Below are 20272 nucleotides of genomic sequence, written 5' to 3'. Positions count from 1 at the left end.
TTTTCGAGCGAAGTGGATACCGGTTCGCGCAAAGAAAACGCGTCAAAACAAGAATCCGGAGCCCGTTCCGATTCCATCGGAACGGGCTCTGTTCCTATTTCGGGAACGGCTTGCTGAGAAACTTCGAGCCCCTGATGCCATAGCGCCAGGGCAACTCGACGGCCTTGGTGATGCCGATCCGGATGCCGGCCACGACCTCGAAATCCTCTGTCCGCGCATGAAGTACGATCGGCGGCCGGTCCAGCGGCAGGGCGTTGTGCGCAATGGTGATGCCGAGCGCTTCGGTCAGCTTGCCCGGGCCCGAGCACAGCGCCTGCAAATCCTGGAGATGACGGCGGCGGCGCATCGCGGCGATGCCATGCGTCGGCTCCAGCCCGCGGATCAGCACGGCGCTCGCCGAGCCTTCCTGCTCGCAGACGAAGTTGACGCACCAGTGGATGCCGTAGGAGCGGTAGACATAGGCATAGCCGGGCGGGCCGAACATCACCTGGTTCCGCGGCGTCGGCCCGTTGTAGGAATGCGCCGCCGGGTCGGTATGATGATAGGCCTCGACCTCGACGATAACCCCACCGACGCCGTCGACGAGCATCGTCGCCCCGATCAGGTCGGGCGCGACTTCATGGACGCTGCGGCCGAAAAAGGCACGCTTGAGCGGCTTGCCGAGCCGCGGTGGTGAGGCCTTGGAAGTTGGAGCCATTCGAGGTGAGAATCGCTTGAGAACAGAGCAAGATATTGCCCATATCTGCCATGTTCCCTGAAGCGGTGCGAGCCGGGTTGCGATGCCTGGCGAGACCGACTAGGTAGGACCTGTACAGACCGGACACCCCATGGTCGTTATTGTCGATACCATCTCGAACCCGCTGCGCCCGCGCCACCCCGAAAAGGTGAATCGCCCTGATTCCGCTTCGCCGCCGAAGCCGGACTGGATCCGTGTGCGCGCCCCCAACACCCGCGGCTATGCCGACACCCGCAACATCGTGCGATCCAACGGCCTGCACACGGTGTGTGAGGAGGCGGGCTGCCCCAACATCGGTGAGTGCTGGGACAAGAAGCACGCCACCTTCATGATCATGGGTGACACCTGCACCCGCGCCTGCGCGTTCTGCAACGTCAAGACCGGCCTGCCGAATGCGCTGGACGCAGCCGAGCCTGAGAATGTCGCCGAGGCGACGGCGAAGCTCGGCCTTGCCCACGTCGTCATCACGTCGGTCGACCGCGACGACCTCACGGACGGCGGCGCCCAGCATTTCGCAGAGACGATCCGCGCCATCCGCGCCGCGTGCCCCTCGACCACGATCGAGATCCTGACGCCCGACTTCCTGCGCAAGGAGGGTGCGCTCGAAATCGTCGTCGCCGCCAAGCCCGACGTCTTCAACCACAATCTCGAGACCGTGCCGTCGCGCTATCTCACAGTGCGGCCCGGCGCGCGCTATTTCCATTCGATCCGGCTGCTGCAGCGAGTCAAGGAGCTCGATCCCACCATCTTCACCAAGTCCGGCATCATGGTCGGCCTCGGCGAGGAGCGCCACGAGGTGCAGCAGGTGATGGACGATTTGCGCTCGGCCGAGGTCGATTTCCTGACCATCGGGCAGTATCTGCAGCCGACCCGTAAGCACCACGCCGTGATGCGTTATGTGCCGCCGGACGAGTTCGCCTCTTACGAGAAGGTCGCCTACACCAAAGGCTTCCTGATGGTGTCGGCGAGCCCGCTCACCCGCTCGTCGCATCATGCCGGCGAGGATTTCGCGAGACTGAAGGCAGCGCGGGCTGCGCACGCCCGCTGACGTCCCATGCACCGAGTTTCGAGCAAGCACCGCGTCAACCACAGCGCACCCGAGATGTTTGATCTGGTCGCCGATGTCGAGCGCTATCCGGAATTCGTGCCGCTGTGCAGCGCGCTGAAGGTGCGCCAGCGGATGGCCAAGCCGGACGGCACCGAAGTGCTGGTCGCCGACATGACGGTGTCGTTCAAGCTGGTCAAGGAATCCTTCACCAGTCGGGTGACGCTCGACCGCGCCAATTTGAAGATTCTCGTCGAGTATCTGCAAGGTCCCTTCAGTAATCTCGAAAACCGTTGGACGTTCGAGCCCAAAGGCCAGGAGGGCGAGCGCGTCTGCGACGTCGGTTTCTACCTCGCCTACGAATTCAAGAGCCGCATGCTGGCGTTACTGATGGGCTCGATGTTCGATGCCGCCTTCGCGCGATTCTCGACGGCGTTCGAGAAGCGGGCGGATGCGATCTATGGCCGGCCGAAGCTGGCGTCGACGTAGTCGCCACGGGCACCGTTCTCTCCATCGTCATTGCGAGCGCAGCGAACCTTCCCGCGGAGGCAGTGCCGTAGGGTGGGCAAAGGCGCACCGCGCTGTGCCCACCAATTCAATCGCGACAGGCAAAGATGGTGGGCTCGCTTCCGCTTTGCCCACCTACGATGTCCGAGCTTGTGACTCGCATCTCGCCCCGCAGACACAGATCCGCATCCTCGCGGCTCATCTCGCCCGAGCTTTGCTTGATCTCATCACCCTCTTTGTCAGAGGGCGCAGGGAAGACCGGATGCCGGCTGGCACCCGCGGTCCACTGTGCGAAACCTGCGTGTCAGGAAGCTGCACAGCGGCATACAGGTGAAGCCAAACAACCGGCCTTCCCTGCGCAGTGGTTTGACGGCTTATGCCGAGCTCTCCCCGGGGAGCGATGCACTATTGCCCCCGTCGCCTTGCAGATCGCTGATGCGTGCACCCGGTCGGGCAACACACATCACCACAAGACTTGACGCACAGACCCCGGGCGTCAGGACGACACGGTTTTGCCGTACGCTAACAGCATCGGTCGTGTGCGCGCTGGCTGTCGCTCACGGTTGCCCGCCCTGCGATGCCTCTCGCGCCGGTGCTGCCAGCGTCCACCACGGCTCACCCCGCGTTTCGTGACGATCGCGATACGCCCCTCTGACAGGGATGAGGTGGCGGGACCATGCGATAAATCAGAAATTCTGTAAAGTCGAATATTTTTGCACGCATGCATTGCCCAACGGCTAGCGTGTTTTGCCCGTCGGGCAACGCAAGGGCTTGTAGGTGCGTAGGGTGGATTAGCCGAAGGCGTAATCCACCACGTCTGCCGCGGCGGAGACAGAAGCGGTGGATTACGCTTCGCTAATCCACCCTACGAACTGCACCCGGGCGACGGGACCTACATTCCCTCCGACATGCGACGGGATCATTTCGCATCGCTCCGAGTTCTCTCCGGATTGTCCGGGTTGGAGCTGCCATGACCATCAATTTCGACACGCTGAAAGCCTCGCTCGTCCTGTATGGCCTGAACGCGATCTACGCGGTCCTGCTGCTCGCGATCGGCTGGTATCTGTCCGGCGCCATGCAGCGTTTCGTCACGCGCCTGCTCAGCGTCACGCACAGCGTCGACCCGCTCGTCACGCTGTTCGTGGGCAGTCTTGCGCGCTACGGCGTGCTCGCAGTGGTCGGCATCGCCGTGCTCCAGCTCTTCGGCATCCAGACCGCGAGCCTTGTCGCCGTGCTGGGCGCGACATCCCTCGCCATCGGTCTCGCGCTTCAAGGCACGCTCTCCAATCTCGCCGCCGGCGTGATGCTGCTGCTGTTCCGGCCGTTTCACATCGGCGACGACGTCGAGGTGGCCGGCAAGGCGGGGAAGGTGAGGTCGCTGTCGCTGTTCATGACCGAGCTGGTCGCGCCGGACAACACGCAGATCCTGCTGCCGAACGGGCAGGTGTGGGGCGCCGCCATCATCAACCACAGCGCCTATCCCGGCTCTGGCGAGGTCAAGGTGACGATCCCGGTCAGGGCCGGCGCGGCCAATGCGTTGGCCGACCGGATCCTGAAAGAGCTGCACGACGATCCCCGCATCGACGACAAGGTCGCGCCGTCGGTCAATGTGTCCAAGGTGCTCGCAGCCGATCCCGCAGCGCCCCTCGTGGAATTGACCGTGAGTGCGAAGGTGAATCCGTCCGATGCCGATGCGGTCAAGCAGCGGGTGCTCGACCACGCGAGTGCGCTGCTGGCGGCGGCGTGATGTGACCTAGCCCCGCGGCGACCGCGGCGGCCTGCGCTTCACCGCATGCCGGCGCGGCGAGCGGGTCACGCGCGGGCGCAGGCGGGTCGCCGCGGCGCGCGGCTTGGACTGGGCTTGCGGGCCGCGGGCGAGATCCATCAGCATGCGCAGCGCCTCGACGACGGAGCGCTGACGCACGGCGGAGCGGCCGATCGCGCCGAAACGATGCTCGCGGTGGATGATCCGGCCATCGCGCGCGGCTGCTGCGAAGTGCACGAGACCGACCGGCTTGCCGGGCGTTGCGCCGCCAGGACCGGCAATGCCGGTGATGGCGACGGCGAGATCGACGCCGGCGCGCTCCAGCGCGCCGACCGCCATCGCGGTTGCGGTTTCCTTGCTGACCGCGCCGAAATTGGCGAGCGTGCCGGCTTCGACGCCGAGCATCGCGCGCTTGGCGTCGTTGGAATAGGTGACGAAGCCGCGATCAATGACATCGGAAGAGCCGGGGATGTCGGTCAGCGCGCCGGCGACGAGGCCGCCGGTGCAAGACTCAGCGGTCGCGACCGTCAGCTTGCGCATCCGGCACAGATCGAGCAGCGAGCGGGAGAGGGCGCGTGCGTCGCTGCCGCCCATGGCTTACACGCTCCAAGTCTTTTCGTTAAATGGCAGGCGGATGGTGGCGCTCGCGGTGGCGGCGATGCCTTCCTCACGGCCGGTGAAGCCGAGCCGCTCGCTGGTCGTCGCCTTCACCGCGACGCGCGAGATGTCGACGCCGGAGATCTCGGCGATGCGCGCACGCATGGTGTCGCGCAAGGGGCCGATCTTCGGCCGCTCGCAGATCATGGTGACCTCGAGATTGGCGATGCGGCCGCCGCGCGCCGTGACGCGCTCGATGGCGTATTTCAGGAACTGGTCGGAGGAGGCGCCCTTCCATTTCGCATCGCTGGGCGGAAAGTGCGAGCCGATGTCGCCGTCGGCGAGCGCGCCGAGGATGGCGTCGACCAGCGCATGCAGGCCGACATCGCCATCGGAATGGGCGAGAAAACCCTTGGTGTGCGGCACGCGCACGCCGCACAGCATGAGGTGGTCGCCATCGCCGAAGGCGTGCACGTCGTAGCCGGTGCCGGTCCTGATATCGCCGAGCTGGGCAGCCAGACGCGCTTCCTCGCGCACGAAATCCTCGGGAGTGGTGAGCTTCATGTTGGCAACATCGCCTTCAAAGGTTGCAACCGTCAATCCCGCCCATTCGGCAATCGCGGCATCGTCGGTGAAATCAGAGCGCCCGTCCTTCGCCGCGCGACGATGCGCCTCGAGGATGACGTCGAAACGAAAGGATTGCGGCGTCTGCGCGATTCGCAGCCGCGCGCGGTCCGGCGTGCCCTCGACTTGGCCGGCATCGCCGGTGAGCTTGATGGTGTCGGTGACGGCTATGGCGGGGATCGCAGCGCCGGTGCGGCTGGCCGCCTCGATCGCGCGCGAGATCAATCCTTCGGAGACGAAGGGGCGCGCGGCGTCGTGGATCAGCACGATATCGGGCTTGTGCTTGACCAGGGCTTCGAGGCCGGCAAGCACGGACGCTTGCCGCGTCGCGCCGCCATGGGTCGGCGGCTCGTGATTGAGCCCTCCGACCGCGGCCGTGAACATGGCGCTGTCATCGGGGCTCACCACCGGCTGCACCGCAAACACGTCGGCGTGGCGGCTGAAGGCTTCCATGGCGCGATAGATCACGGGCACGCCGCCGATTTCGCGATATTGCTTGGGACCACCGGCGCCGGCACGCAGCCCACGCCCGGCTGCCACGAGGACGACTGCGGTGCGTTGTGATTTCGCCATAGGACTCAAATACTCAGTTGGTGATGCAGAGTCGGGGAGGGGATTGCCGCATGCCTCTAGCACGGCAGGCCCGCAAAAAAAGGGGGTTTCCCCGGATTGTTGGAAGCAGCATTTTGCTGCACTGCACTTGAAAGATCTGCAGAATTGTCTAAACTGTAGGCATGACGCTTGACTGCACAAGAATTGTGCGCAAGATAGGTCATGGCAGGCGCGATGAGGCGCCGCCCAGTCGACGAGACCCCTGTGACCGGTTCGGCAGTATCCGGCTCTAAGCCGTTGAAAATAGGCGATATTGATGTCGCCACCCCGGTCTTCCTGGCGCCGATGTCGGGGGTGACGGACTCGCCCGTCCGCAAGCTGGCCGCCGAGCTTGGGGCCGGTCTCGTCGTGTCCGAAATGACCGCCAGCGATGAGCTCGCCAACGGCCACCGGATGTCCCGGTTGCGTTGCGAAGCCACCGGGATCGGCCCGCACGTGGTCCAGCTCGCCGGCTGCGAGAGCCATTGGATGGCCGAGGGCGCCCGGATCGCCGAAGCCGAAGGCGCCGATATCATCGACATCAACATGGGCTGCCCGGCCCGCCACGTCACCGGCGGCCAGTCCGGCTCGGCCTTGATGCGCGATCTTGACCATGCCTTAGGCCTGATCGATGCGACCATCGCGGCGGTGAAGGTGCCGGTGACGCTGAAGATGCGGCTCGGCTGGGACGATCGCACGCGCAACGCGCCCGAGCTGGCGCAGCGCGCGGAAGCCGCCGGCGTCAAGCTCGTCACCGTGCATGGTCGCACCCGCAGCCAGTTCTACAAGGGCGAGGCCGATTGGGACGCGATCCGCGCCGTGCGCGAGGCCATCGCGATTCCGCTCGTCGTCAATGGCGACATCACGACTTACGAGAAGGCGCTCGCCGCCCTCGAGGCCTCCGGCGCCGATGCCGTGATGATCGGCCGCGGCGCGCAGGGCCAGCCCTGGCTGCCGGGCCAGATCGGCCGCCGCCTGAAGGGCGGGGATGAGGAAGCAACGCCCTCGCTCGAAACCCAGCTGCATTATGTCCGCACGCTCTATGAGGGCGTCTGCGCGCTCTATGGCCTCCGCGTCGGATTGAAGCATGCACGCAAGCATCTGGGCTGGGCGCTCGACGTCGCGGCAGAGGTGAGCCGTGCGCCCGCCGAGACGCTGAAATCCTGGCGCCAGAAGATCCTCACCTCGGAAGATCCAGGCCGCGTCCACCAGTCGCTGCAGGACGCCTTCGACGACTTCGCCTGGAGGGCTGCGGCATGAGCTCAGCCAGCGAACATCGCCGGCCGTCCGACAGCGATTCGATGCTGGATGCCTTGCCCAATCCCGTGCTGATGATCGGGCCGGACGGCAAGATCGTCGCCGCCAACATCGCCACCGAAGCCTTCTTCGAGATCTCGACCCAGTTCCTGAAGCGGCAGTCGTTGAAGGAGCTGGTGCCGTTCGGCAGCCCGTTGCTGGCGCTGATCGACCAGGTGCGCTCGTCGAACTCGCCAGTCAACGAATACAAAGTCGATCTCGGCACCCCGCGCATGGGCGGCGATCGCCAGGTCGATCTCCACGTCGCCCCGCTCACCGAGCGGCCCGGCCATATCGTGGTGATGCTGCAAGAGCGCAGCATCGCCGACAAGATGGACCGCCAGCTCACCCATCGCAGCGCGGCGCGCTCGGTGATCGCGCTGGCCGCGATGCTGGCGCACGAGATCAAGAACCCGCTCTCCGGCATCCGCGGCGCCGCGCAGCTTCTGGAGCAGCAGGCCTCGTCAGAAGACCGCATGCTGACGCGCCTGATCTGCGACGAGGCCGACCGCATCGTGACCCTGGTCGACCGCATGGAGGTGTTCGGCGACGAGCGCCCCGTGGTGCGCGGGCCCGTCAACATCCACTCCGTGCTCGACCATGTGAAGCGGCTGGCGCAGTCCGGCTTTGCCCGCAACATCCGCTTCATCGAGGATTACGATCCTTCGCTGCCGCCGGTGCTGGCGAACCAGGACCAGTTGATCCAGGTGTTCCTCAACCTCGTGAAGAATGCCGCGGAAGCCCTGATCGACGTGCCCGACGCCGAGATCCAGCTCACCACCGCGTTCCGCCCCGGCGTGCGCCTGTCAGTCCCCGGTCAAAAATCCCGGGTATCCTTGCCGCTCGAATTCTGCGTGAAGGACAACGGACCAGGCGTGCCGGACGATCTTCTGTCAAATCTGTTCGATCCCTTCGTGACCACCAAGCAGACCGGCTCGGGGCTGGGCCTTGCGCTGGTCGCCAAGATCGTCGGCGATCACGGGGGCATCATCGAATGCGAATCTCAGCCGCGGAAGACCACCTTCCGCGTGCTGATGCCGATGTATTCCACATCGGTGAAACATGCCGATCAAAGCAGTCGCGCCGACTCTGCCGGGAAGTCGTCGCCTGTGTCACAGGGGGCGAAATGAGGATTAACGATGCCCGCAGGTAGCATTCTCGTAGCTGATGACGATACCGCCATCCGCACCGTTCTCAATCAGGCACTGTCCCGGGCCGGCTATGAGGTCAGACTCACCGGCAATGCCGCCACGCTGTGGCGCTGGGTCAGCCAGGGGGAAGGCGATCTCGTCATCACCGACGTGGTGATGCCGGACGAAAACGCCTTCGACCTGTTGCCGCGCATCAAGAAGATGCGGCCGAATCTGCCGGTCATCGTCATGAGCGCGCAGAACACCTTCATGACGGCGATCCGCGCCTCCGAGCGCGGGGCCTACGAATATCTGCCAAAACCCTTCGACCTCAAGGAGCTGATCGCCATCGTCGGCCGCGCGCTGGCCGAGCCGAAGGAGCGCGTCTCGACGCCGGACGATGATGCCGAGATGGAGGCGATCCCGCTGGTCGGCCGTTCGCCGGCGATGCAGGAAATCTACCGTGTGCTCGCGCGGCTGATGCAGACCGACCTCACCGTGATGATCACGGGCGAGTCCGGCACCGGCAAGGAGCTGGTGGCGCGCGCGCTGCACGATTACGGCAAGCGCCGCAACGGCCCGTTCGTCGCGGTCAACATGGCCGCGATTCCGCGCGACCTCATCGAATCCGAGCTGTTCGGCCATGAGCGCGGCGCCTTCACCGGCGCCAACACCCGCGCCTCCGGCCGGTTTGAGCAGGCCGAGGGCGGCACGCTGTTCCTCGACGAAATCGGCGACATGCCGATGGAGGCGCAGACCCGCCTGCTGCGCGTACTGCAGCAGGGCGAATACACCACCGTCGGCGGCCGCACCCCGATCAAGACCGACGTGCGCATCGTCGCGGCGTCGAACAAGGACCTGCGAGTCCTGATCCAGCAGGGCCTGTTCCGGGAAGACCTGTTCTTCCGCCTCAACGTCGTGCCGCTGCGGCTGCCGCCCTTGCGCGAGCGTATCGAGGACCTGCCGGATCTCGTGCGTCACTTTTTCACGTTGGCCGAGAAGGACGGGCTGCCGCCGAAGAAGCTGGATACGCTGGCGCTGGAGCGGATGAAGCAGCACCGCTGGCCAGGCAACGTGCGCGAGCTCGAGAACTTGGCCCGACGCCTCGCGGCGCTCTATCCGCAGGACGTGATCACAGGCTCCGTCATCGACGGCGAGCTCGCCCCACCGACGGTCAGTCCGGGTGCGGCGGTCCAGCAGGGCGTCGATAATCTCGGCGGCGCAGTGGAGGCGTATCTGTCCTCGCACTTCCAAGGCTTTCCGAACGGCGTGCCGCCGCCCGGCCTCTATCATCGCATCCTCAAGGAGATCGAGGTGCCGCTGCTTACGGCCGCGCTCGCCGCCACCCGCGGCAACCAGATCCGCGCCGCCGACCTGCTCGGCCTCAACCGCAACACGCTGCGCAAGAAGATCCGGGACCTGGATATTCAAGTCTATCGCAGCGGGGGATAGTTGTTCGGGACGGTGGCTCAGCTCCCCCTACCAAGGCAGAGCTGAGCCTGTCCGGATCGCGCTGGCCGTTGTGGCTGACGCGGTGGGCAGAAGTCCGAGACGGACCAAAATGTTCCGCTCGCACATTTATATTGGTCATTCGGCCGCAACGGGCGGCGTCATATCTATCTGACAAGTCGGCCGGACGCCGGCATGACGGTGGCGACATTCACCAGCGGCTGCTGGAGACCCAAGCCGTTGACCAGGAGGTCGGAGGCCACGATCAGAAGCAGAACGGCCGAGACCATCGTCGCGAGAAAGTATCTATCCATCTCGGTCAAGCCCGAATGACCGGAATCCGTTCCCTTCAATTGGCATGTGGCTGTGGATGATGCGGGCCCGTCGCGGCTAACTCGCCGCGGAATTGTCGCAATTCGGCAACAATGTGGTACGAATACATCAGTATCCGCCCCGTCGCGGACCCGTTTTCAGCAACTCCATTGCCGGAATGACCAGCGCAGACACCTCGGCCGCACACTTTGACACGGCCCCAGCGGAAGAGCCCCGGCGTTGGTCGGTGCGGCGCTGGCTGGCGCCGGTTGCCGTGGCGCTGGCGCTGGGATCGGCCTTCCTGACCTTCCTGGTCCTGACGGGCCTTACCAAGATCGAGCCGACGCCCGAGGTCGTCCGCTCGTTCTACCTGATCAACGCGGCCACGATCCTGCTGCTGGTCGGCATCATCATCCGCGAGCTCTGGCAGCTGATCCTGGCGCGGCGGCGGGGCAGGGCGGCGGCGCGCCTCCATGTCCAGATCGTCAGCCTGTTCTCGATCGTGGCGGTGCTGCCGGCGGTGCTGGTCGCCGTCGTCGCCAATGTCACCATCGAGCGCGGCCTCGACCGGTTGTTCTCCGGCCCGACCAAGGAGGTGATCCAGAACTCGCTGACGATCGCGCGGGCCTATATGCAGGACCATGCGCAGCTGATCCGTGGCGACATTCTCGGCATGGCCAACGACATCGCGCACGCCCGGCCGCTCTACGACCAGGATCGCCGCTCGTTCCGCGAGATGCTCACCGCCAGCGCCGGCTCGCGCAATCTGCCGGGCGCGATGATCATCGACAAGAACACCAACATCCTGGAATCCGCCGACACCGGCATGCGGCTGGCTTATTCGCCGCCGGCGCCCGACTTCCTCAGCAACGTCAACGAGAACGAACCCGAGATCGCGGTGTTGCCGGACGCGAGCTATGTTGCCGCGGTGATCCGCCTTCGCGCCTTCAACGACACCTTCCTGTACGTCGCCCGGCCGCTTGATCCCAACGTCGTCAACCAGCTCAAGCAGACCGAGGTCAGCGTCGCCGAATACGCCCAGATCGAGTCGCGCCGCCTCGGCATCCAGGTCGCCTTCGCGTTGATGTTCGCGGTGATCGCGCTGACCATCCTGATGGCCTCGGTGCTGATCGGCCTCAACTTCGCCAATTCGCTGGTCTCGCCGATCCGGCGGCTGATGAATGCGGCCCATACGGTCTCGACCGGCGATCTCCATGTCCAAGTGCCGGTGCACCAGTCGGAAGGCGATCTCGCCCAGTTGGGCGAGACCTTCAACAAGATGACGCAGGAATTGCGCAGCCAGCGCGACGAGCTCGTCAATGCCAGCGACCTCATCGACAGCCGCCGCCGCTTCATCGAGGCCGTGCTGTCATCGGCGAGCGCCGGCATCATTGGCGTCGACGCCTCCAGCAGCGTCGGCATCCTCAACCGCTCCGCCGAGAAGCTGATCGGTCACTCCGAAGCGGAGACGCTCGGCCATCCGCTCTCCGACGTGCTGCCTGAACTCGACGAGATGATGAAGGCGGCACGGGAAGGCACCCAGCGTCTGGTGCAGGGCCAGATCACGATCACCCGCGACGGGCAGGAACGCAATCTGTCAGTTCGCGTCAGCGCCGAGAAGAACCAGCCGCACGACAGCTACATCATCACACTCGACGACATCACCGAGCTGGTCTCGGCGCAGCGCACCTCGGCCTGGGGCGACGTGGCGCGCCGCATCGCCCACGAGATCAAGAACCCGCTGACGCCGATCCAGCTCTCGGCCGAGCGCATCCGGCGCAAGTTCGGCAAGGACATCACCGAGGCCAAGGACAAGCAGATCTTCGACCAGTGCACCGATACCATCGTGCGTCAGGTCGACGATATCAGACGCATGGTCGACGAGTTCTCGCGCTTCGCGCGGATGCCGAAGCCGGTGATGGAGGGCGAGGACGTCGCCGACACCGTGCGGCAGGCGGTGTTCCTGATGAAGGTCGCCCATCCCGAGATCGATATCGAGGCCGAGTTCAAGCAGGATCCGCTCCGCGCTCAGTTCGACCGGCGGCTGATCTCCCAGGCGGTCACCAACATCGTCAAGAACGCCACCGAGGCGATCGAGCAGGTCCCATCGGAGGAACTCGGCCAGGACAACGGAAAAGGCCGCATCGACGTCGTGGTGTCGCGCGAGGGCGAGGACGTGCTGATCGACGTGGTCGACAACGGCATCGGCCTGCCCAAGGTCGCGCGCTCGCGTCTGCTCGAGCCCTATGTTACCACGCGCGCCAAAGGCACCGGGCTTGGCCTTGCAATCGTCGGGCGCGTGCTGGAAGACCATGGCGGGCGCATCGAGCTGAAGGATGCTTCCGACTTCCGCGAGGGCCAGCGCGGCGCCTGGATGCGGATGCGCTTTGCGATCTCCGGGCAACCTGCGAAGTCCGAGGGAGCCGAGCAGGCCGGCGCTGCCGTCAAGGATCAGGCGCAGGAAACAAAAGAGCCGGCCGCCGAAACCAATGAGCCGGCTGAAAAGACCAATGATTCAACGAAAATCGAAGCCTCAACAGGTAGCTGACAAGGCAGGCGCGACCCATGGCAAGTGAAATTCTGATTGTCGATGATGAGGCCGATATTCGGGATCTCGTCGCGGGCATTCTCGAAGACGAGGGTTTTGTCACGCGGACCGCGCGCGATAGCGACTCCGCGCTCGCCGAGATCGCCAACCGCAGGCCGCATCTGGTGTTCCTCGACATCTGGCTGCAGGGCTCCAAGCTCGACGGCTTGCAGCTGCTTGAGCAGGTCAAGAAGGACAATGCCGACCTGCCGGTGGTGATGATCTCCGGCCACGGCAACATCGAGACCGCGGTCGCGGCGATCAAGCGCGGGGCCTATGACTTCATCGAGAAGCCGTTCAAGGCCGATCGCCTGATCCTGGTCGCGACCAGAGCGTTGGAGAACTCGCGGCTGAAGCGCGAGGTCAAGGAGCTCAAGCAGCTGGCGCCGAGCGCCAGCCAGCTCGTCGGCCGCTCGCCCAGCATGAACCAGCTGCGCCAGACCATCGAGCGGGCGGCCAAGGCCAACAGCCGCATCCTGATCGTCGGCCCTGCCGGTGCCGGCAAGGAATTGACCGCACGCACACTGCACACGGCCTCGGGCCGCGCCGACGGTCCCTTCGTCGTCATCAACGCCGCCGCCATCACGCCCGAGCGCATGGAGCACGAGCTGTTCGGTGTCGAGCAGTCCAACGGCGAGCAGCCACGCAAGCCCGGCGCGCTCGAGGAAGCCCATGGCGGCACACTGTTCATCGACGAGATCGCGGACATGCCGCGCGAGACCCAGAACAAGATCTTGCGCGTGCTGGTGGAGCAATCGTTCCAGCGCGTCGGCGGCACCGCCAAGGTGCAGGTCGATGTGCGCATCATCTCGTCCACCGCGCGCAATCTCGAAGAGGAGATCGCGGCGGGCCGTTTCCGCGAGGACCTTTATCATCGGCTCTCGGTGGTGCCGATCCGCGTGCCTGCGCTCTCGGAGCGGCGCGAGGACATTCCGGAATTGATCGACTATTTCATGGAGCAGATCTCGGCCGGCAGCGGTCTGCCCAAGCGGCAGATCGGGCAGGACGCGATGGCGGTGCTGCAATCGCATGTCTGGCCGGGCAATGTGCGCCAGCTCCGCAACAACGTTGAGAGAGTCATGATTCTGGCTGCGGGCGGCCCCGAAGTCATCATCACGGCCGACATGTTGCCGCAGGACGTCGGCTCCATGGTGCCGGCGATGCCGACCAGCAACAATGGCGAGCACATCATGGGCCTGCCGCTGCGTGAAGCGCGCGAAGTGTTCGAGCGCGACTATTTGATTGCACAGATCAGCCGTTTTTCAGGAAATATTTCTCGAACGGCCGAGTTCGTTGGTATGGAACGGTCGGCGTTGCACCGGAAGCTGAAAGCGCTCGGTGTCGGCTAACGCCGCGAGGCTGTGGTTACACCTAGGAGATAGGTAAGGAAAATCATCGATTTCCGTAGTTTTTCGGGGCAATACGGCGTGCCCTGCCGCGTGAAGCGGCTTGCCTAATAGGTCCACCTGTCCTCTAATCGCACAGCTGTTCCTTCCGAGGGGGATCTCATGAGGAACCGCAACCGGGAGAGGCCCCGGACATCACAAAGAGGGCCGCAACCGGCGCAATAACAAGAAACTCAAAGCGAGAAAAAAACAATGGCGGCAGACCGCGCACAAAACCTACAGGACACCTTCCTTAATCACGTTCGCAAAACCAAGACGCCACTGACGATCTTTCTGGTCAACGGAGTGAAGCTCCAGGGCATCGTGACCTGGTTCGACAATTTCTGTTTGCTGCTTCGGCGCGACGGTCATTCGCAGCTTGTCTACAAGCACGCGATCTCGACCATCATGCCGGGCGCACCGATTCAGTTGTTCGAAGGCGGCGAGGATCAGCCGGCTTGAGAGTGATCTGATTGGAACCCCGGAATTTCGACGGGGATGCCGACCGGCCGCGGTCGGCAGGGGCTAAGCAGACGGGGCGGGTGCTTGTCATCGGTCCCTATTTGCGAGCGCGCGCGGGCAGTGCCGACGCGCAATCGGAAACTCACGTCTTGCGTGACGCCGAGGCCCGGCTTGATGAAGCCGCGGGCCTCGCGCGCGCGATCGATCTCGTCATTGCCGACGCCATCATCGCGCCGATCAGCCAGATCAGGCCCGCCACCTATATCGGCAAGGGCAAGGTCGAGGAGATCGCCGCGCTGATCAAGACCCTCGACGTCGAGCTCGTGGTGATGGATTGCGCGCTGGCGCCGATCCAGCAGCGCAATCTCGAAAAGGAATTGCACGCCAAGGTGCTCGACCGCACCGGGCTCATCCTGGAAATCTTCGGACGCCGCGCCAAGACGCGGGAAGGCTCGCTCCAGGTCGAGCTCGCGCATCTCAACTATCAGCGCTCGCGTCTGGTCCGCTCATGGACCCATCTGGAGCGCCAGCGCGGCGGCTTCGGATTCATGGGCGGTCCCGGCGAGACACAGATCGAGGCCGACCGCCGCCTGATCCAGGAGCGCATCTCCAAGCTCGAGGGCGAGCTGAAGAAGGTGCAGGCCACGCGCCGGCTGCATCGTGCGGGCCGCCAGCGCGTGCCGTATCGCGTCGTCGCGCTGGTCGGTTACACCAATGCCGGCAAGTCGACGCTGTTCAATCGCCTGACGCGCGCCGACGTGCAGGCTGCCGACATGCTGTTCGCGACGCTCGATCCCACTTTGCGCGCGCTCAACCTGCCGCATGGCGGCAAAGCGATGCTGTCGGATACCGTCGGCTTCATCTCCAACCTGCCGACCCAGCTCGTCGCCGCCTTCCGCGCCACGCTGGAAGAGGTGCTGGAGGCCGACGTCATCCTGCATGTGCGCGACATCTCGCATGAGGACGCCGAAGCGCAGCAGAGCGACGTCGATGCCGTGCTGCGACAGCTCGGCATCAACCCCGACGATTCCGGCCGCATCATCGAGGTCTGGAACAAGATCGACCGTTACGATTCCGAGCAGCGCGAAGAGCTCTTGAACATCGCCGCGCGCAGGCCCGAGGATCACCCGGCGATGCTGGTCTCGGCCGTGTCGGGCGAGGGCGTCGATGCACTCCTCGCCGCGATCGAGGAACGCCTCGCCGCAAAACGCACCACGCTCGATCTCTCCATCGACGCCGCCGACGGCGCCGGAATCAGCTGGCTGCATCGCAATGCCGAGGTGCTGGCCAAAGAGCTGCACGACGGCCGCTTCGACATGACCGTGCGGGTGGACGAGACCAAGCGGGATATCGTGGTGAACAGGTTCGACGCGGTGCCGCGCGTGGCGTGACGGACGCAAGGGCCGCAGGGAAATCTCGCTGCCTTTGATCTATCTGTAGTTGCGTTAACCGCCAGAACCTCTACTCTGAAGGTTCGGTATCGGAGGCTTCCGATCTCGGCTTACCAGCTTTTTGCATCCCATAGATTTATTTGCGAGGTTTTCCATGGCCGCTCAGTTGAATCTCGGAGATCGTGTCCGTCTTCGTGGCGGCGGACCTTTGATGACCGTTCATTCGATCAATGGCGACAACATCGATTGCCAGTGGTTCACCGTTCAGGGTGAGCTTCAGGCCGCCACCTTTCCGCTCTACATGCTGACAATCATCGAGGGCGCTGCGGACGACGCGCAAAAGATGGGCAAGGGAAAGAAGAGCGCGGTCGACTGAGACGACCGGCGTTGCCTTTGTCGTTGAGGCGCAGGCAAGGGGCGAGCATCATCGCTCCTCTCCGCGCCCCTCCTTGCGCTTCGCCTGATTCCACAGCGCGTCCATCTCCGCGAGCGATGCTTGCTCGAGCGTCCGGCCCTGCGACTCCAATGCCCGCTCGATATATGCAAACCGCCGCTCGAATTTCGCGTTGGTCGCGCGCAGCGCGGCTTCCGGATCGGCATCGACGTGGCGGGCGAGGTTGACGAGAGCGAACATCAGGTCGCCAGTCTCCTCTGCGAGCTCCTGCTTATCGTTGCGGTCGAGCGCGGCCTCGATCTCGTCGGCTTCCTCGCGGATCTTTGCCAGCACCGCGCGCGGGTCGTTCCAGTCGAAGCCGACGGTGGAGGCCTTGCGCTGCAGCTCCATCGCGCGGGTCAGTGCGGGCTGGCCGGCCTTGACGCCCGACAGGAGCGATTTGTGCGTCGGCGTCTCTTGCGGCGGCCGGCGTGCGGCGCGCTCGGCCTTCTCCTCGGCCTTGATGCGGTCCCAGACTTCCTTGACGTGGGAGGAGGCGAGATTGCCGTCCTTGTCGGCGAAGACATGGGGATGACGCCGGATCATTTTGCGCGTGATGGCCTCGACGACGTCGCCAAACGCAAAAGCGTTCTGCTCCGAGGCCATCTGGGCGTGGAACACCACCTGGAGCAGGAGGTCACCGAGCTCCTCACGGAGATCGTCGAGATCGCCGCGGGTGATGGCATCCACCACCTCATAGGCCTCCTCGATCGTGTAGGGCGCGATGGTCGCAAAATCCTGCTCGAGGTCCCAGGGGCAGCCGGTCACCGGGGCACGCAGCGCAGCCATGATCTCGATCAGGCGGGAAATGTCGCGGGAATGGGTCATTGCGGGCGTCTCCTGGGTCCCAGCCTTATGCCAAAAGCGGGCCGCCGTTCCCAGCGCGGGCGGGCGGAACGGGCCGATTTCCACCGATTGGCTGATACGTTCCGCGGTGCTAAAGCGCGGGCCATGAGCGACGCATTTTCATCACAAACCGCGCTGGTGCTGTTTTCCGGTGGCCAGGATTCCACCACGTGCCTTGCCTGGGCGCTGAATCGGTTTGCGCGCGTGGAAACGCTGGGCTTCGATTACGGCCAGCGCCATGCGGTTGAGCTTGGCTGCCGAGACCGGCTGATAGACGGCATCAACGGCTTGCGCGCGGACTGGGCCGCAAAGCTCGGCGAAAGTCACACGCTGTCGATCCCGACGCTGGCGGCGGTATCGGAGACGGCGCTGACGCGCGACGTCGCGATTGCGATGGGCGCCGACGGCCTGCCGAACACCTTCGTACCCGGCCGCAATCTGGTGTTCCTAACCTTCGCCGCGGCGCTGGCCTATCGGCGCGGCATCACGCACATCGTCGGCGGCATGTGCGAGACGGATTACTCAGGCTATCCCGATTGCCGCGACGACACTATCCGCGCCATGCAAGCTGCGCTCTCGCTCGGCATGGCGCGATCCTTCGAGCTGCATACGCCGCTAATGTGGATCGACAAGGCCGCGACCTGGAAGCTGGCGCACGACCTCGGCGGCGACGGGCTGGTCGACCTCATCCGGGAGTACTCCCACACCTGCTATCTCGGCGAACGCGGCGCGCAGCACGACTGGGGCTACGGCTGCGGCGAGTGCCCGGCGTGCAGCCTGCGGGCGAAAGGCTGGCGGGAGTTCTTGGCGGCTAATCAATCCAGCCACTACGGGCCAGGAGCTCGACGCGCTCCGAATCGTTAAGCCTCAATGCCAAATTGGCCAAGGCTGGCTGTTGCTTTTCAAGGGCGACAATTGCGATCATGGCCGAGCTTGTGTCGTGGTCGGCGGCTTCAGGCAATTCGCGAACGACCAACAGAAATAAACGCTGCCACGCCCTGTGATAGGCTTCCTCAAGGAAGGCCGGCAGTAGATCGCGACCAGCGCGCCTCGCACCCTCGATCATCGCTATCAGCATGTAGGTGTTTGTCGCGGAGGTTCTGGAGTTCTCGTAGATCCGCACTAGATGCGGGACTGCAGCGTACGATGAATCTCCGACATCGCCTTGGTGATACAACTCGTTCCACAACTCTTGCCACGCCGCGGCCGTATCGCGTCCGCGCTCAAGGTTGCTCAATGCCGGGCGAGGATCGTAAGGGACGCGATAAGCTCCCTCCAGGGTGCCCCAGCGAGGGTCGTCCAGCTCCATCTAGCCAAAATCCTCCGGCCTGAGCTCGATCGGCTTGCCGTGAGGCGTCCGGTCCGCCGCGTGGTCCCAGGCATCGCGATAGCGGTGCAGCGTGTCCATCGACGCGACGCCCTTGCGCGCGACGAGGCCCTCCAGCGTGGCGAGCCAGTGCAGGTAGTAGGTCTCGCCCGTATCAGGATCGCCGGCGGCCTGCGCGCGCTTGATCTCGGAGGCCAGGGCGGCTGCCCATTCCGGCCAGGTGAACACGCCGCGCTCGTGCAGCGTCAACGCCATCGCGAAGGCCTGCGCCTCCCAGGGCGCGCGGAACACCGGGCCGTCGTCATCACGCGGAATGCTCGGGATTGCCGCCGTCGCGGCGGCGGCAAGCGCGCTGCTCATCACGCCGGATCCAGATAGGGCTCGAAGGCGTCGATCGAGACCTTCAGGGTGGGATCGCCATCCTCACCCCAGAGATCGCGGCCCTCGAACACGACGGTGTAGAGCCATTGCGGGCTCTCGCCTAGTTCCATTGCCGCCGTGTCTGGAAAGACGTGGCAGCCGTGGTTGAGCTCGACGACACCGACATGGCCGCGCACATAGCGCGGCAGGCGGGTGTGCGTGGTGGGGTGGATGTTCCTGGCGCGCACACGGTCGCCGATGTTGAATTTGGCAGGAGCCGGGGCAGGGCGGGCGAACTTGCCGCGCACCATGATGCGCTCGACTTGGCCGAGATCGAACTTGCCATGCTTGAGCGTCTTGGCGGGCTGCATCGCGTGACCGGCGGTGACCTCTTCCCTCGTGAGGTAGCCCTTCTCGATCAGCATCTCCTCGAGCCCGAGAAACCATTTCTTGTAATAGGAGCTCGAGAGATACACGTGCGGCGGCAGCGTCTCGCGATAGAAGCGCGAGGTGTCGATGTTGAAGGCGCCGGCCGCGCCCATCGCGCGCACCATGGCCAGCACGCGGGATTCCCATTCCTCGTGGAACATCGGCTCATTCGGCTCGGGCTCGACCTTGCCGAACCCGTCCATGCCGCCCATGTCGTGCACGCCGTTCACGACGGCGCTCCCGGCGTCCTGGGAAAACCGGTCCCGATCATGGAGTCGCGGGTAACGAGCTCGGCGAGCTGCTCCTCGCTCCAGCCTTCGGTGCCCGCGGGGCGCATCGGCAGCACCAGGAAGCGCGTCTCGGCGGTCGAATCCCACACTCGGATTTCCGTATCCTTCGGCAAGGTGACGTCGAAATCGGCTAGCACGCCGCGCGGGTCCTTCACGGCACGGGACCGGTAGGGCGCAGCCTTGTACCAGACCGGCGGCAGTCCCAGCATCTCCCAGGGGTAGCAGGAGCACAGCGTGCACACGACCATGTTGTGCCGCTCCGGCGTGTTCTCGACCACGACGAGATGGTCGCCGACGCGGCTGACATGGCCGAGCGTGCCGATCGCTTTGGAGCCATCCTCCAGCAGCGCCTTCTTGAACGCCGGATCGGTCCAGGCCTTGGCGACGACACGCGCGCCGTTGTGCGGGCCGATCTTGGTTTCATAGGCCTGGATGATGGCATCGAGCGCGGCGGGCTCGACATAGCCTTTTTCGGTCAGGATCGTCTCGAGCGCGCGCACGCGCAGCTCGGTCTCCGACAGCTCGGAATGATCGTGATCGTGGTGATGGTCGTGATCGTGGCTCATGGTCGGGAAGATAGGGGCAATGGACCCTGCCTGTCGAGTATGCGTTGCGGCGCGTCCGGACCGCGTATTCATGATACCGTTTGCGCGCTCGCATTGCCGTGATTGGCCCCGGAAACGCATTGATCGCACCAAGGTGTGTGCAAT

Annotated in this window: 21 protein-coding genes; 12 read left to right on the top strand and 9 right to left on the bottom strand. The window is 64.7% G+C overall.

From position 1 onward, the window contains the following. Positions 1–94: 94 nt before the first annotated feature. Positions 95–697, bottom strand: coding sequence for a DNA-3-methyladenine glycosylase (locus tag IVA79_RS12105; RefSeq protein WP_247553143.1), 603 nt, complete (start codon positions 695–697; stop codon positions 95–97). 130 nt (positions 698–827) lie between these two features. On the opposite strand from IVA79_RS12105, the gene lipA reads away from it, so the two are divergent. The 3 genes from lipA (at position 828) to IVA79_RS12090 (ending at position 4035) form a co-directional block, all read left to right on the top strand. After that, positions 828–1784, top strand: coding sequence for a lipoyl synthase (lipA, locus tag IVA79_RS12100; protein ID WP_247553142.1), 957 nt, complete (start codon positions 828–830; stop codon positions 1782–1784). 6 nt (positions 1785–1790) lie between these two features. Continuing rightward, on the top strand, positions 1791–2270 hold the full coding sequence (locus IVA79_RS12095; protein WP_247553140.1) for a type II toxin-antitoxin system RatA family toxin: 480 nt from the start codon (positions 1791–1793) through the stop codon (positions 2268–2270). Between the two features lie 988 nt (positions 2271–3258). Continuing rightward, on the top strand, positions 3259–4035 hold the full coding sequence (locus IVA79_RS12090; protein ID WP_247553139.1) for a mechanosensitive ion channel domain-containing protein: 777 nt from the start codon (positions 3259–3261) through the stop codon (positions 4033–4035). A 6-nt stretch (positions 4036–4041) separates the two neighbouring features. Here the strand turns inward: IVA79_RS12090 and IVA79_RS12085 are convergent, their stop codons facing one another. After that, positions 4042–4647 (bottom strand): CinA family protein, encoded by a 606-nt coding sequence (locus IVA79_RS12085; RefSeq protein ID WP_247553138.1) that lies wholly within the window; start codon positions 4645–4647, stop codon positions 4042–4044. 3 nt (positions 4648–4650) lie between these two features. Next, a complete protein-coding gene (locus IVA79_RS12080) occupies positions 4651–5847 on the bottom strand; it encodes a bifunctional 2-C-methyl-D-erythritol 4-phosphate cytidylyltransferase/2-C-methyl-D-erythritol 2,4-cyclodiphosphate synthase (protein WP_247553136.1) in 1197 nt (398 codons plus the stop codon). Between the two features lie 276 nt (positions 5848–6123). Here IVA79_RS12080 and dusB point away from each other — a divergent pair, with 276 nt between their 5' ends. The 3 genes from dusB to ntrC are packed head-to-tail and all read left to right on the top strand — an operon-like array spanning position 6124 to position 9743. Further along, positions 6124–7125, top strand: coding sequence for a tRNA dihydrouridine synthase DusB (dusB, locus tag IVA79_RS12075; RefSeq protein ID WP_247553745.1), 1002 nt, complete (start codon positions 6124–6126; stop codon positions 7123–7125). Then, positions 7122–8291 carry a nitrogen regulation protein NR(II) gene (locus tag IVA79_RS12070; RefSeq protein WP_247553134.1) on the top strand — a complete coding sequence of 390 codons (1170 nt, stop codon included), beginning with the start codon at positions 7122–7124 and terminating at the stop codon, positions 8289–8291. Before dusB ends, IVA79_RS12070 begins: the two co-directional genes overlap by 4 nt. A gap of 9 nt (positions 8292–8300) precedes the next feature. Then, the gene (ntrC, locus tag IVA79_RS12065) at positions 8301–9743 is read left to right on the top strand and encodes a nitrogen regulation protein NR(I) (protein ID WP_247322161.1); all 1443 of its coding nucleotides are present in this window, start codon (positions 8301–8303) and stop codon (positions 9741–9743) included. Positions 9744–9907: 164 nt separating this feature from the next. Here ntrC and IVA79_RS12060 read toward each other — a convergent pair whose 3' ends face one another. Next, positions 9908–10054: a hypothetical protein gene (locus IVA79_RS12060; protein WP_247553133.1), complete on the bottom strand. Its 147-nt coding sequence runs from the start codon at positions 10052–10054 to the stop codon at positions 9908–9910. A 176-nt stretch (positions 10055–10230) separates the two neighbouring features. Between IVA79_RS12060 and IVA79_RS12055 the strand changes: the two genes are divergently transcribed. The 5 genes from IVA79_RS12055 to IVA79_RS12035 all read left to right on the top strand — a co-directional run bounded on the left by IVA79_RS12055 (position 10231) and on the right by IVA79_RS12035 (position 16253). Beyond that, positions 10231–12600 (top strand): PAS domain-containing sensor histidine kinase, encoded by a 2370-nt coding sequence (locus tag IVA79_RS12055; protein ID WP_247553132.1) that lies wholly within the window; start codon positions 10231–10233, stop codon positions 12598–12600. A 17-nt stretch (positions 12601–12617) separates the two neighbouring features. After that, the gene (locus tag IVA79_RS12050) at positions 12618–13988 is read left to right on the top strand and encodes a sigma-54 dependent transcriptional regulator (RefSeq protein WP_247553130.1); all 1371 of its coding nucleotides are present in this window, start codon (positions 12618–12620) and stop codon (positions 13986–13988) included. 249 nt (positions 13989–14237) lie between these two features. Continuing rightward, a complete protein-coding gene (hfq, locus tag IVA79_RS12045; RefSeq protein ID WP_007591126.1) occupies positions 14238–14486 on the top strand; it encodes an RNA chaperone Hfq in 249 nt (82 codons plus the stop codon). Between the two features lie 11 nt (positions 14487–14497). Continuing rightward, complete coding sequence (gene hflX / locus IVA79_RS12040) at positions 14498–15877, top strand: GTPase HflX (protein ID WP_247553129.1); 1380 nt, start codon at positions 14498–14500, stop codon at positions 15875–15877. A 154-nt stretch (positions 15878–16031) separates the two neighbouring features. Then, a complete protein-coding gene (locus IVA79_RS12035; protein ID WP_256465591.1) occupies positions 16032–16253 on the top strand; it encodes a DUF2158 domain-containing protein in 222 nt (73 codons plus the stop codon). A gap of 48 nt (positions 16254–16301) precedes the next feature. Here IVA79_RS12035 and mazG read toward each other — a convergent pair whose 3' ends face one another. Continuing rightward, the gene (gene mazG, locus IVA79_RS12030) at positions 16302–17138 is read right to left on the bottom strand and encodes a nucleoside triphosphate pyrophosphohydrolase (RefSeq protein WP_247553127.1); all 837 of its coding nucleotides are present in this window, start codon (positions 17136–17138) and stop codon (positions 16302–16304) included. 123 nt (positions 17139–17261) lie between these two features. Between mazG and queC the strand changes: the two genes are divergently transcribed. Beyond that, positions 17262–18020: a 7-cyano-7-deazaguanine synthase QueC gene (gene queC / locus IVA79_RS12025; RefSeq protein ID WP_247553744.1), complete on the top strand. Its 759-nt coding sequence runs from the start codon at positions 17262–17264 to the stop codon at positions 18018–18020. Here the strand turns inward: queC and IVA79_RS12020 are convergent. From IVA79_RS12020 to nthA, 4 genes are read right to left on the bottom strand one after another with little or no spacing between them, the layout of a single operon-like run. Continuing rightward, positions 17968–18465, bottom strand: coding sequence for a hypothetical protein (locus tag IVA79_RS12020; protein ID WP_247553126.1), 498 nt, complete (start codon positions 18463–18465; stop codon positions 17968–17970). The genes queC and IVA79_RS12020 overlap by 53 nt on opposite strands. Next, complete coding sequence (locus tag IVA79_RS12015) at positions 18466–18843, bottom strand: nitrile hydratase accessory protein (protein WP_247553125.1); 378 nt, start codon at positions 18841–18843, stop codon at positions 18466–18468. Then, positions 18843–19502: a nitrile hydratase subunit beta gene (nthB, locus tag IVA79_RS12010; RefSeq protein ID WP_247553123.1), complete on the bottom strand. Its 660-nt coding sequence runs from the start codon at positions 19500–19502 to the stop codon at positions 18843–18845. Before nthB ends, IVA79_RS12015 begins: the two co-directional genes overlap by 1 nt. After that, a complete protein-coding gene (gene nthA / locus IVA79_RS12005; protein ID WP_247553120.1) occupies positions 19499–20128 on the bottom strand; it encodes a nitrile hydratase subunit alpha in 630 nt (209 codons plus the stop codon). Before nthA ends, nthB begins: the two co-directional genes overlap by 4 nt. Positions 20129–20272 lie beyond the last annotated feature (144 nt).

Origin of the sequence: Bradyrhizobium sp. 138 (assembly GCF_023074075.1) — a bacterium.
Lineage (GTDB): Bacteria > Pseudomonadota > Alphaproteobacteria > Rhizobiales > Xanthobacteraceae > Bradyrhizobium.
Note: the sequence above shows the minus strand (reverse complement) of the source record. Positions and strands in the feature narration are given on the sequence as shown.

Coding starts and splice junctions, on each gene's coding strand:
- IVA79_RS12105 (WP_247553143.1), bottom strand. CDS start 697: ATGGCTCCAACTTCCAAGGCCTCACCACCGCGGCTCGGCAAGCCGCTC.
- lipA (WP_247553142.1), top strand. CDS start 828: ATGGTCGTTATTGTCGATACCATCTCGAACCCGCTGCGCCCGCGCCAC.
- IVA79_RS12095 (WP_247553140.1), top strand. CDS start 1,791: ATGCACCGAGTTTCGAGCAAGCACCGCGTCAACCACAGCGCACCCGAG.
- IVA79_RS12090 (WP_247553139.1), top strand. CDS start 3,259: ATGACCATCAATTTCGACACGCTGAAAGCCTCGCTCGTCCTGTATGGC.
- IVA79_RS12085 (WP_247553138.1), bottom strand. CDS start 4,647: ATGGGCGGCAGCGACGCACGCGCCCTCTCCCGCTCGCTGCTCGATCTG.
- IVA79_RS12080 (WP_247553136.1), bottom strand. CDS start 5,847: ATGGCGAAATCACAACGCACCGCAGTCGTCCTCGTGGCAGCCGGGCGT.
- IVA79_RS12070 (WP_247553134.1), top strand. CDS start 7,122: ATGAGCTCAGCCAGCGAACATCGCCGGCCGTCCGACAGCGATTCGATG.
- ntrC (WP_247322161.1), top strand. CDS start 8,301: ATGCCCGCAGGTAGCATTCTCGTAGCTGATGACGATACCGCCATCCGC.
- IVA79_RS12060 (WP_247553133.1), bottom strand. CDS start 10,054: ATGGATAGATACTTTCTCGCGACGATGGTCTCGGCCGTTCTGCTTCTG.
- IVA79_RS12055 (WP_247553132.1), top strand. CDS start 10,231: ATGACCAGCGCAGACACCTCGGCCGCACACTTTGACACGGCCCCAGCG.
- IVA79_RS12050 (WP_247553130.1), top strand. CDS start 12,618: ATGGCAAGTGAAATTCTGATTGTCGATGATGAGGCCGATATTCGGGAT.
- hfq (WP_007591126.1), top strand. CDS start 14,238: ATGGCGGCAGACCGCGCACAAAACCTACAGGACACCTTCCTTAATCAC.
- IVA79_RS12035 (WP_256465591.1), top strand. CDS start 16,032: ATGGCCGCTCAGTTGAATCTCGGAGATCGTGTCCGTCTTCGTGGCGGC.
- mazG (WP_247553127.1), bottom strand. CDS start 17,138: ATGACCCATTCCCGCGACATTTCCCGCCTGATCGAGATCATGGCTGCG.
- queC (WP_247553744.1), top strand. CDS start 17,262: ATGAGCGACGCATTTTCATCACAAACCGCGCTGGTGCTGTTTTCCGGT.
- IVA79_RS12020 (WP_247553126.1), bottom strand. CDS start 18,465: ATGGAGCTGGACGACCCTCGCTGGGGCACCCTGGAGGGAGCTTATCGC.
- IVA79_RS12015 (WP_247553125.1), bottom strand. CDS start 18,843: ATGAGCAGCGCGCTTGCCGCCGCCGCGACGGCGGCAATCCCGAGCATT.
- nthA (WP_247553120.1), bottom strand. CDS start 20,128: ATGAGCCACGATCACGACCATCACCACGATCACGATCATTCCGAGCTG.